The 12,189-nt window shown below is 43.4% G+C and carries 9 protein-coding genes; all 9 read right to left on the bottom strand.

Features of this window, described 5'->3' with window-relative positions; translation table 11 throughout:
* Positions 1-14 precede the first annotated feature (14 nt).
* Complete coding sequence (locus ABUA47_RS04185; protein ID WP_230583255.1) at positions 15-1,127, bottom strand: BF3164 family lipoprotein; 1,113 nt, start codon at positions 1,125-1,127, stop codon at positions 15-17.
* Positions 1,128-1,442: 315 nt separating this feature from the next.
* On the bottom strand, positions 1,443-3,542 hold the full coding sequence (locus tag ABUA47_RS04180; RefSeq protein WP_229034792.1) for a family 20 glycosylhydrolase: 2,100 nt from the start codon (positions 3,540-3,542) through the stop codon (positions 1,443-1,445).
* Positions 3,543-3,565: 23 nt separating this feature from the next.
* Complete coding sequence (locus ABUA47_RS04175; RefSeq protein ID WP_147327314.1) at positions 3,566-3,865, bottom strand: hypothetical protein; 300 nt, start codon at positions 3,863-3,865, stop codon at positions 3,566-3,568.
* Between the two features lie 12 nt (positions 3,866-3,877).
* Positions 3,878-5,437: a DUF4434 domain-containing protein gene (locus tag ABUA47_RS04170; protein ID WP_035447290.1), complete on the bottom strand. Its 1,560-nt coding sequence runs from the start codon at positions 5,435-5,437 to the stop codon at positions 3,878-3,880.
* A gap of 19 nt (positions 5,438-5,456) precedes the next feature.
* A complete protein-coding gene (locus tag ABUA47_RS04165; RefSeq protein ID WP_035447292.1) occupies positions 5,457-6,479 on the bottom strand; it encodes a GRP family sugar transporter in 1,023 nt (340 codons plus the stop codon).
* A 30-nt stretch (positions 6,480-6,509) separates the two neighbouring features.
* Positions 6,510-7,406 (bottom strand): ribokinase, encoded by an 897-nt coding sequence (rbsK, locus tag ABUA47_RS04160; RefSeq protein WP_035447294.1) that lies wholly within the window; start codon positions 7,404-7,406, stop codon positions 6,510-6,512.
* Between the two features lie 33 nt (positions 7,407-7,439).
* A complete protein-coding gene (locus ABUA47_RS04155) occupies positions 7,440-10,217 on the bottom strand; it encodes a glycoside hydrolase family 2 protein (protein ID WP_035447296.1) in 2,778 nt (925 codons plus the stop codon).
* A gap of 9 nt (positions 10,218-10,226) precedes the next feature.
* On the bottom strand, positions 10,227-11,114 hold the full coding sequence (locus tag ABUA47_RS04150) for an ROK family protein (protein ID WP_229034790.1): 888 nt from the start codon (positions 11,112-11,114) through the stop codon (positions 10,227-10,229).
* On the bottom strand, positions 11,114-12,175 hold the full coding sequence (locus ABUA47_RS04145) for an SIS domain-containing protein (protein ID WP_035447300.1): 1,062 nt from the start codon (positions 12,173-12,175) through the stop codon (positions 11,114-11,116). Before ABUA47_RS04145 ends, ABUA47_RS04150 begins: the two co-directional genes overlap by 1 nt.
* Positions 12,176-12,189: the final 14 nt, after the last annotated feature.

The following is a 12,189-nucleotide window of genomic DNA, read 5'->3' as shown; positions in this document are numbered from 1 at the left end:
ACTAGACTATATATCTAAAAAACGACATCAAACGAAACAAATGCAGGTTCTGGCAGATTCCCCAGCCCGATAATCTTATGCAATTTTGTACACAAAGCCATCTGATAGATTCGTTTATCCAATATCAACTTGGCTATGGGTACTCCCGAGTAATTGAAAACCAGCACCTTGTTCGCCATGGATTTTTGCGGGTCATTATAGTCATACTCGCTTAAAAGTTGATCTAAGTACAAAATATAGATATATTGGTCATCCATTGCCAAATCCAACACCTGCCCAAAGCTTCTTGCCTTACTAAACAAGAGGTTATAGTCTTTACATTCATAAAAAGACCGATCAAAATAAAAGTTCCAGTCTTTTACCATGGTTCCATTTTCCAGGTGGTATTTAGCAAGATACGGCAGTTTGCTAGGCGCAAACACCATATGCCCGTCATGCACCGACAGATAACCTTTCAAATTCATCCGTGAAGACTGGACAGAAATTTTGTTCCCCACCGGAGATTCGCCGAACCTCTGTAAAGGCTGCAGATTGGCATCCAGTAAGGAAAAGAAACTACCGTCCTTTCCGCACAATAGGGAGACAAAATGCTGTTCATCCAGTCGTACGAAATTATAATCTGCAGGATTGAGCTCACCTTGCACACGCTTATAAGGAGTTTTTTTTCTGGACAGCTCTTCAATTTCAATAGCATTTCCGTTGCCTTTTAGAGACATCACTGCCAACATTTGTATATTGACATCATTCAAACCGAAGGTGTTTTCGTGAGCGTATGTAATTATTGGCTGTAGGAACTCGCCAGGACCATTTCCCAATGAACCCCAAGTATGGATTTTTTTCATACCCGAAGGAATGGAATATACATGGCAAAAATCATTTTGGGCGACATGCGTCATTACCAAGAATGTATCAACACAGTCAATCCATCCCATATTAATCAGCAATTCTGTATCAGATTGCTCACCATCTACTCTAATCTCCTTATCAAAGGCTGGAAATTCTGTTTTAGATTCGAAGCTACAACTTGACAAGAAGCATAGAAGAATGAATATAATAGAAGTTGTTTTCTGCATAAGTACTTCAAAGCAACATGTAGAATAATCAATGAGCCCTACTTTAAGTTTCACTTTACATCTTATTACATATCTGTTGTAACAAGCTAATGGCTAAAAGTGAAATTTAAAGCAGGCTTAATAATTGCACTTTAGCACTAATCATTATATCCAACCAGGCCTTTTGGTATGACCCAGCAAAATATTTTCACCATAATCTCCGTCAGGATATATTACAACCATTGAATATAAATCAGGGAATTATCACTATCCTTTTTCAACTTCCACATGCTTCAAAGATGAAAAAGCATTAGTGTCCACCAATGAATTCTTACAACAAATTAAAGGCAAAGAATAACCTAAAATGGATCCTTGTAACATGAACTCGAATTACTTTTGCAGTACTTTCAAATTTAACAATTGCCCACTAAAATTTCCAGTAAAAGCTAATGGAAAAACAAGAGTGGACTGGTAGTACACCACCTCCTCGCCAATTTTATAAAGTATCTTTTTATCCAAAGTCTGATGTAGTTTTCCATCAATGTATAAACTTGTAGAGGTATGGTCACCTTTAATCACAATTTGTACCCGTTGACCGATAGGAAACATATAATCAAACTCATTTAAATAACCATCTGACCAGAATGCCAATTTTCCAGACTTTGGGCTACTCTGATACAAAATGGCATTGGAAGATTTAAAAAGCACACTGCCCTTATCTGCGGATTTTGCAGTGAAATCAAAAGCCACTTCATAATCATACCCTATTTCTTCTATCAAAAGCTTTTGATTCCTTTTCAACTTCGAGACTTGAAGCACTTTCCCATCCATCGTTTTTACCTTTGCTCCAATATTCACTCCCGGAGCTTCCGACAAAGCACGACGGCAAGAATCAAACCGTGCGAAAGACAAATCATCCACAGCACCGGTCCACATTTTCAAGCTTAATGTCTGCATAGCAGGATACGCACGATGATGAATGTCCTTGAAAGTAATCCCATTTCCAATGTAATCATTCCATACGGCAAACATTCCCCCTTTCACACGCCTATCATTCCGACTAAATATTCTATCATCAAACATATAGGGTTCCCAGTTATTAAAAATCCACTCTATATTCAGGTAATCGTGGTAATAGAGTGCCGTCAATGGTATTATGTACAATTGGCTACATGCCACATTCACCAATCCAAATCCCAATTCGGCCATTTCAAAGGGATCGGCATAACCATTGTACCAAATGTCCAATAGTACCTCGTCAGACTTCACAGGAAGATCTCCTCTGGCATGCGTCAATGCACCCCATGCCACCGCTTTCTTCCCAAAACCCTCCACATATTTAATGTAATAATCAGTAAAAAAGCGAAACTTTTCAACAACATTAGGATCCGAATTATCGTATTCATCTGTACCAATATGCACTTCTTTACCCCTAAACACCGGATTTTCTCCACCTAAATACTCTGCAAACAAGCTGTCCAAGAACAAATAAGTCTCCGGATTAAACAAATCCAGGTGATCCTCTCCGTACTCCTTACTAGCAATTTCCGGCTTATAGCGCGTAAAGGCCAATGAATGCGCAGGCACATCTATTTCCGGCAAGACAGTCACTCCATACTGCTCGGCTAACATCTGAAGTTCAACAAATTCTTTTTTTGAATAATGAGCCCCCTCCGTGGCCAATCCCGGAAACACGGTACTTTCTAATCGGAAAGCCGCGGGTGTTTGCGACCAGTCATTGCCATAGAACTTTTTAAAGCCGTTGTCATTCAAATGAATCTGGAAACAATTCATTTTATAATAGGACATTATCTTCACATAATCCCTCAAAAAGCCAATGGGGACAAATTTACGTCCTACATCCAACATAAATCCACGCTTAGGATAATTGGGCCAATCTACAGCCACTCCCTGCGGCACCGCCCCATCATACTGTTCCATCATTTGAAGAATGGTCCGAGTTCCCCAAAACACTGCCTGCGTCGTTGCACCCGTCAACACCATCCGATCAGACACATCCAAATAATACTTCTCCCGATTCTCTTCTGTTTCTTTTCCAGCCAAAGTCAAAAAAATATCTCCCGAGCAGGCAGAAACGCCTTCCGCCACCTTATATTTCCTGCCAAACATCACTGCTAAATCTTCGGCAAATGTGTTTGCCACCGGATTGAGTTCTGCTGCATAGCGGGGGTCCAACACCAACCGACACGATGAGCGCCAATAGCCATCCCCGCCTTTCCACTCCTGTAATGCCGGTATCACAAATGGCCTAGAATTTTCTGCCTTTAGCCCTGGCACAAATAGTATGCAAGACACTGCTCCCAATAACACACCTGCCTTAAACACCTGCAACACTTTACCAAAGAGAAACTGCCCCAAAAACAAAATAGTCATTTTCACATCACGAAATATCCACCTCATGTAGTTTGGTCCAAAAACATCAATCCAAGCATTATGCTTGGTAATCCATCTATCCAAAGCAAATTCCATACTATTTATTTTAAAGTTTCAGTTCACTCTACAAGAGTGATTTTTTTTACAAAAGTAACTCCATGATAAGGGACTTGTGTCCAAAATCCCCCTTTATACTCCCCTAAATCCTTTTGATGCCACAAATCACGAACAGAGACTTTTTCTGTATTTCCAAGGCTGCACCATAGACTATTAATCTGTGGAACCTCAGGTGCTTTGGGGGTTAGGATATATTTCTCCTTTGCCATCGATTTTGACCAAGAAGGAATTGGTGCAATTTCCCCGCGGCCTACACAAGCAAGAAACAGCCACACCGTTAATAAACACAAACTCACTCTCATCTCAACTGGTCTTTATTTTATCACCGGATTAACAAACAACTCATCCATATACACTTGTTGCGAAGCTTCGAAAGCCACCTTCATATAACGGATGCTTTCATCCAATTGATCAAATAACAAGTTTTCAATCCATGCATCATGCCGATTGTTCGGGAAATGGGGAGTATCCTTGATAGAAGCTAATCTATATTCTTTTCCATCCAACGAAGTGAACAGATAAACTTTCAGCGGCATACCTATTCCATCTAAATTATAGTCCAGCATACGAAGCATGACTTTCCGTAGTCTGGTCTTTTTCTGCAAATCTACCACAAGCTCATGATAACCTTTCTCGAATTTCACCCAACGGGCATCTTTACTGTCTTCCTCGGCAACCCTGCCATCAAGCAATGCCTTCAAATCCGCTTTTCCCAACACCATGTCAATGGTAGCCCCGTTAGCCAATCTCTCCATAAAGGCAGCTTCGGCCAATTGCCAGCAGCCAATCCGCCTTTTCCAGGCCATATAGTCATTGTATACTTTATGTGACCACACCGGTTGCCCCAACTGATAAGTTGACGTGGGGCTTTCTATGATTCCACAAACCATAAATGAGATAATCCTGTCAACCCCTGCCACAGAAGCAGCCACTTGTTGAGATAAAAGACGCGGATAAGCGGCAGGAATCAAGGCCGAAGAACGGTCGTTGGTTCCCTGTTCCCAAGTGAAAGTCTCACAATTGGCCCACATCTCAATATTCAGACGGTTGTGGATGTCTCTCAACCGTTTCCAAGTCTTCTTTAAGCGAGGCAACATGAATTTATCGCGTACACAGCCCACTTCGTCCTGATAGGCTATGATGTCGACTTTCAGCTTTGCCAATTGTTTCTCATACTCCGGATTATCAAAATCAGACAGTCCGATACCATAAGGAGAAATCAGTGTCTTCTTATCCGGAGTCAATGCTTTTGCCTTTTTGGTCAATGCATTAACCGATTGTACAGCATGTTCTGCAAAAATGGGGCAAAGACAATCCTCTACCGGCAAATACCAGCCATAAAAGGCTTTATGATTTTTATAAAAGACGGCCAGTTCCTCCATAATTTGCAATTGGCGTTGTTTGATAGCAGGATCCTGCAAATTATCATCCTGGTCTTTTGCCCATCCAGTACTCATAAAAACCTTCATGTCATATCGGGCAGCCTCATCAAGAATGGCTTCCACAGGACTCTGTTTATCTTTATCATACCACCAGAGCATTAATTGAGAGGGATAATAAGCCTTACCCTCATTGGCAACTTCCATGAATACCAGATATTCAATGCCCATAGCTGACAGTTCCCGCACTTTAGCTTTCCATAATTCCGGATCCGTATTATCAAAACTCTGCGGATTGGTATATCTATTACGTACATCCTTATATGCCAGATTTATCCAAGTACCAGTAATGGGCTTCACCCTCAAAACAGATTCCTTCACCTTCTGTTTTCTCTGTCGGCCAGGAACATCATTGCCAGCAAAAACTACTGCCGACGGCAGTACGGCTGATATCATCAGTACCCCCAATAGGATTGGCAGAAAAATCCTCTTCATAATATACACATTTTTTTAATTAATAAAAGATCAATTGCCACCCACCGGACGTAATAATTAACGCCAAACCTAAAATAAAGAGAATAAACATCAAGGCAATCAATAGATTAGTAGATTTAGAAGCCCCTTTGAATTCCTTCCAAATAAACACCCCCCATAATGCGGCAACCATCGTAGCCCCTTGTCCCAACCCATAGGAAATGGCAGCACCGGCTGTTCCGGCAGCAATATAACTGCACGCTGTTCCCAACGCCCAAATGGCACCCCCCAAAATACCAACCAAATGAGTATTCATATTTCCTTTGAAGTATTGACTGTAAGCCACAGGCACCCCCGTAAAAGGTTTCCTCATTAACAAAGAGTTGAATAGAAAGTTACTGATAAAGATACCTATTGCAAACACAAACAAGGCAGAATACGGAGTCATCATACCAACAGCAGGCGATTCCAGATTTTCCAAATCCATAGCAGCGGCGACAAAACGATAGAAAAACGCCATCAGAATACCAGCGCAGACAGCAATCAGAACTCCTCTTTTTCGGACAGTCTGACCTGATACTTCAGAAACTTTACTGGAAGCAATCCCATTAAAAACAATGGCCAACACAATCAAGAAGACACCCCCAAAAAGAGTGACAGGATCCCCCTTCGGTACACTAAAGTAATTGACAAATACGCCTAATACCAACGCCAACCCCACCCCTATCGGGAAAGCAACCGACATACCAGCCAACGACATGGAAGCCGACAACAATATATTCGAGGCATTGAATATGACGCCACCCAGAAAAGCGCTCCAAAAATTCTCCATACCAACTTGCTGCAAGTCCTGCATAAATCCGCGTCCCCCTTCTCCAATGCTGCCCAGTGTCAAGCCCCAAACCAAAGAAAAAAGAAGTATACCAATCACATAATCCCAATAGAACAATTCATAGCGCCATGTTTGGGCTGACAATTTTTGAGTATTTCCCCATGATCCCCAGCATAACATCGTGACCCAGCACAACGCTACCGCCAATCCGTAACTTTCAACTATAAACATAATCGTGATATTTAATATTGTTTTTAATGATTACAACTCTTCACGGTAAGGAATAGAAGACTGGGCTCCCATTCTGGTTACAGCTATGGATGAAGCTTTTGAAGCCATCACAGCAGCTTGTTTCAAGTCCATGCCCTCTGACAATCCTACGCACAAAGCCCCATTAAACGTATCTCCGGCAGCTGTAGTGTCAACAGGCTCCACTTTGAAAGCATCTATACGATAAGAAACGCCCTCTTCCCTTATAAGACATCCTTTCGAACCCAAAGTGATAATTACATTCTTTACCCCCATCGCGCAAATCTCTTCCGCCACTTTCTCAACATCGGCATCATTGGCAATCTTTATGCCCGTAAGCATCTCCGCCTCGATGCGGTTCGGAGTGACCATGTACAGATGCCGGAACAATTCTTTGGGAAGACTGCGGGCAGGAGCCGGATTCAGCACCACCTTCACTCCTTTCCCGAAAGCCTTTCTGGCAGCATACTCCACTGTTTGAAGCGGAATTTCCAATTGCATCAAGAGGATATCTCCCTCACACATTTCCTCCAACATTTTATCCACATCTTGTTCGTTCAACAACATGTTGGCACCGGATGCCACTACAATACTATTCTCCGCATGATCGTCCACGCTGATCAGAGCTACTCCGGAAGCAGAATCTTCATCGAGAGCAATATATCTTGTATCAATTCCTTCCTTTTTAAAATAACCGACAGATTGCCGACCTAATACATCATTCCCCAATTTTGCCATAAATATCAGATTGCCGCCCAATCTCTTTATTGCAACAGCCTGATTTGCTCCTTTTCCACCCTGGTTCATAAAGAATTCCCCTCCCAGAATCGTCTCACCGGGAGCAGGCAGATGAGAAGTTCTCACCACCATGTCCACATTGGAACTGCCAATCACTATAATTTTTTTCATAACACTATATTATAAATAAATTCAATCTATTCATCATCGTGCCCGGAAGAACACAGGAGGTGTATCTCCGGCATCGGATACTGCCACACGAGCCGTTATTACCTTTTCATCTCCCGGAAAGAGCGTAATAAAATTGTCACTCCAGAATACCGGATTAATCTCCTTACCCCGGACGTCCAGCAAAGTCAGATGATTGAAATGGGACAAACGATCCGATTCGTTCTTCAAACAAATAGAAAAGACATATTCCCCTTCCTCTTTGGTAACTTCAACCTCCTCCTTCAATTCCGGTTTCTCCATAGAAGTGAACCAAAAGAAATCCATATGCTGGGAATAGAACCAATATAGGTTCTCGGACAGAAGTTTACCGTATTTATCATGCAGCTCCAGCTTCACAAAGTAATTATAAGAGTATTTTCCACACCGGGGCACCGTAACAATCTCCTGATAGCAATCGGGAGAAACAGTTATCCGCTGGGAGTCCTCCCAAGCCACTTCCATGTCATTGTTGATAACTTTAGCCGTCACTTTCACGTCTTGCAGTGTCTGATGGGAGGCATTAATCACAGAAACCCTGAAATCATTCGCATTCAACTGTACGTGCACCGGTTCCATAGCTTTTTTTGCAAAATAATAAGAAGCATTGGGAGCCAGATACCAGTCGTATATCTGCCAGCACACATCGGGCCAGCAAGAATTAATCTTCCAAATCATCACACCGGAAGTAATATCCCACATCCGGTGATTAGCCGCTTCAAACATAGCGCGATAACCATCGGCACTCAGAAACTGGGCATTGTCGGCATATTCTTTTGCCGTCTTCGGATCACCGAACATTGTGCGAATGGCATTGTCATAAGAGCGATAGCAATAATTACTTACATCCCAAGCACCATGTTCAGCCCAAATGCTATCCAATGGGAAAATAGGGCTGTTTACATTAGCCGTACTCTCCGCGGTAGGAATAAATTTCCGGAGGCTGTTGTACGTCGGCATGGAAGGCATCCCCAGTTCATTGCGGAACATCTGCAAATGGACCTCACGCACTTTATCAAAGAAGTAGGAAGAAGGCGCCCAATTATAGTCGGGCGCACCGTCATCCGTCGTACCTGTTGGCAGATCTTCTTTCAGATAAGGAGTCAAGGCGTCTACATCCCAATGAAAACTGGTAGTCGGAAGATAAACACGCGTAGTATCGATACTCCTCACTTTCTCCTTGGTCAGCTTGTACAAGCTTTCATTCATCAAGACCTCATTGGCTCCTATCCATGAAATAATAGAAGGGTGATTGCGATAGCGGAGCATCATATCTTCCACTCCTGCCACCGCCAGACCATGATCCAGAGGATTGTCAGCAGTTTCAGTTCCGGGAGTCATACGGAAACATTGATAGAAAACATGCCACCACATCAGGCCATATTTGTCAAAACTTTCAAACCAGGTTTCAGAAGGAGACGGCATATCTTCACTGCCAATCAGGTTGATGTTCGCCTCTGCCATCAAGCGGGCTTCATCATAGATACGTTTTTCAGATTCCTCCAACAAGATGTCCGGCTGTATCCAACCGCCCTTACAGAATATCCGCTTGCCATTCACATAATATACACGACCACATTCATCTCCCACCCGGTTCAGTCCACTTGCCACCTCACGGATTCCGAAATCAAACTCTTTGGTATCGGACACTTTTCCACCGATGCTAAAAGACAGTTTCATGTGATGCAAGTATTGCTCGCCATACCCATTCGGATACCACAAATACGGGTTTTCTATCAGCAAGGAAGGAAAGTCCTCAGGGGTCAGTTCCACTACTTTTCTCTCACCGGCACGCAGGGCTACTTTCTTCGTCAGCTTGATTGGCTTGAGGTATCCCTCCATATGCTTGGTATAAGTGGGAAATTTGACTTCGTTGAGTAATGTAATCCAAGCATTCACCTTTCCCTCGACAAGCTTTGCAGAAGTATTCCTCACTTCAAGTTTAATATTGACCTTTGCAAGCCCAGTGTCAACCTTCATAGGCATGGTAGTGGACTTTGGTAAAGTAGTGATAACAAAAGGATTTTCAATCAACACCTCGTCCGTGGCTTCCACTATCACTTTCTGGTAGATACCCATATTCCGGTCGCGAACCACGGGAGCACAATCCCAGCCACCGGATATCTTCAATGTCTCATCCTTAAAGATATCGTAGGAATGTCCGCGTACAGGACCGAATACTTTCAACTGGGTGCCGGGAGTCGGGACGCCCGGATGATCCACCTGATAAATTTTTATCGCAATGCAATTGTTGGCTCCGGCACGGGCATATCCGGTTATATCAAGTTTAAAGCGACGAAACATACCCACAATATCTTTTTTATCAGCAACCTGACGACCATTTACCCAGACATCTGCCCGGTAGTTGATGCCGTTCAAGGTCAGCCATACCTTCTTGCCTTTATATGATTTGGGAAGAACGACTTCCGTACGATACCAGTATGGATCTTGCCAAGGATTACGGCCACTTTTCAGGTAGTTGTATTTAGATAGATCCATCCGGGCATTAAATTCATCCGACACATCCGGAATCAGGTAATTATTCAGGCCGATTCTCGGATCAGGATATACGTTTTCCTTCACCAAAGCGTTCAACACGGTAGTGGGCACAGTGGCCTGATACCATCCGGCAGTGGGATAAGACAATTGCGAAACCTCAGCAGCTCCGGCGTTTAGCTCGGAAGAATTGATAATCTTCCAGTTCTCCAGTTCAAGAGATTGGGCATTGACAAACAACATGTTACATATCAACAGTATAAAAAAGAGTTTTCTCATAGTTTCTTGTTATTTTAATATTAATGCAGCCGCACCAATAAATCCGGCATTGTCTCCCAAGGCTGCAGGCAGCAAAGTAGTATGCCGGGCTGCTGAACGACAAATGAATTTACGAAATAGCCACTCTGCCTTGTCCCAGTATAAATCGGAAGATTTCAGAACAGATCCGCCTATGATGACAATTTCGGGATCGGTAATATTCACTGTCCATGACAAAGCATGAGCTAATGCCTGGGCAAAAGCATCCCATACCTGCAAAGCCATTTTATCACCGGACCGTGCCAGTTCGGCTATACGATAAGCCGGCAACTCCTCCTTTGTATATTCTTTATAAAGACGGGTGACGGCATTGCCGGATACATAATCTTCCAATATCCCTTCTTTATAAGGTGATGTCCATACTTCTCCAGCACAACCGGAATGCCCACGCCATACTTTTCCTCCATTAATCCAAGCACATCCTATCCCCGTTCCTAAAGTGAAACCCAGGACTGAACCGGCATTCCGACCCGCTCCCCATAATGCCTCTGCATAAATCAGCGCATTGGCATCATTATCAAGGATCACCCGCAACGGAAATGCTTGTTCAACGGTGTCTTTCAACGGAAAATAGTTCAAAGTGGGAAGATTCTCAACATCCAGCAGTATACCTTTATCTATATCGAGAGGTCCGGTACACCCGATACCAATGCCCTGAATATCGTAATCCGCAGCATCAGCCAGAATATTTTTCAACAGAGAAAACAAATTGGCAATAATTACTTCGCCGGGTTCTTTCGGATTAGTTGCAATAGTACGGGGAGAAGCATAAACCAATCCCTCTCCGCCAACAATACCCGCACTGATCTTTGTGCCTCCGATATCGACTCCTATGGCTACCTTTCTTCGTCCCATCATTATTCTATTGAAGTCACTTTAGCACCATGTGTAAAACTGCCGGGCACTAGTTCCATTTCTTCCGCCCAAGCATTCACTATCAGCTGAACAGGAACAATGGACGGAATTGCAAACAAATCAGGGTCTCCGCAATGAACATTGATTTCCAGCAAATTCACACTTTCAATGCCGGAGGAGATATCCGACACCAGGATCACTTTACCATTAAAAGACAGAACATCAGCCATAAGCCTGATGCTCTGCCGATAAACACCGGACCGTGAATGCGCATAAATGATACAGATAAAGCCAGGGCCTACCATCTCTAGTGGGCCGTGGCGAAACTCACCGCCCAACAAAGCTGAAGCCGGAGTCTTGGTAGCCTCCATAAACATCAGGGCGGTTTGGGCAGCGCTTGCAAAAACCGTACCCCTGCCTATCACTTGAACAAACGGATGCCCACTTAAAAAAGCGACCGAACGGGATAAATAAATCCCCCCTTTCTCAAGCTGAAGACCGACTTCCCGAACGACACTATCTAAAAGAGCATTATCCACCCTGCGACCATCCAATGCTCCTGCAAGCAGATACACTACCAGATAGGTGGTGATAAATGTCTTCGTAGATGTCATTTCCTCCCTCCCAGCCTTACATAGCAGACTGAGAGTAGCCATCGCCGCTAAAGAACTTCCAGACTCATTTGTGACCCCAACCACTGTCAACCGTGAATGATGCCGTTCACCAAGTTGTTTAAGCAGTTCAATCACCTCATAGCTCTCGCCTGACTGTGAGATGGCAACCAATAAAGTGCGCTCTGTCAGAACTGAAGACTGAAAATGCAATAGCTCCCCGGCATTGATAGCAAAAGCGGGTATATTATAAGCGGTCATCATGGTCGCGGCAGCTTGCGATACAAAATAAGAACTTCCCATACCGGTAAGTACTATTTTGTCATAGTCACCGGTTGTCCACAGAGTACAGACAGCATCCAAACGCTCCTTTCCTTCTCTTGAATGATAATAGCCAAGAGTACGTTCCAACATTTCCGGTTGTTCTTGTATTTCTTTGATGAACTGATTCATAAAAAATATTTGTT

The sequence above is a fragment of the Bacteroides sp. RTP31139st1_H2_RTP31139_211217 genome (genome assembly GCF_040227615.1).
GTDB classification, from domain to species: Bacteria; Bacteroidota; Bacteroidia; order Bacteroidales; family Bacteroidaceae; genus Bacteroides; species Bacteroides uniformis.
The sequence above is the reverse complement of the archived record's forward strand: the minus strand, read 5'-3'. Positions and strand labels throughout refer to the sequence as shown.

Coding starts and splice junctions, on each gene's coding strand:
- ABUA47_RS04165 (WP_035447292.1), bottom strand. CDS start 6,479: ATGTTTATAGTTGAAAGTTACGGATTGGCGGTAGCGTTGTGCTGGGTC.
- ABUA47_RS04175 (WP_147327314.1), bottom strand. CDS start 3,865: ATGAGAGTGAGTTTGTGTTTATTAACGGTGTGGCTGTTTCTTGCTTGT.
- ABUA47_RS04150 (WP_229034790.1), bottom strand. CDS start 11,114: ATGATGGGACGAAGAAAGGTAGCCATAGGAGTCGATATCGGAGGCACA.
- rbsK (WP_035447294.1), bottom strand. CDS start 7,406: ATGAAAAAAATTATAGTGATTGGCAGTTCCAATGTGGACATGGTGGTG.
- ABUA47_RS04155 (WP_035447296.1), bottom strand. CDS start 10,217: ATGAGAAAACTCTTTTTTATACTGTTGATATGTAACATGTTGTTTGTC.
- ABUA47_RS04170 (WP_035447290.1), bottom strand. CDS start 5,437: ATGAAGAGGATTTTTCTGCCAATCCTATTGGGGGTACTGATGATATCA.
- ABUA47_RS04180 (WP_229034792.1), bottom strand. CDS start 3,542: ATGGAATTTGCTTTGGATAGATGGATTACCAAGCATAATGCTTGGATT.
- ABUA47_RS04145 (WP_035447300.1), bottom strand. CDS start 12,175: ATGAATCAGTTCATCAAAGAAATACAAGAACAACCGGAAATGTTGGAA.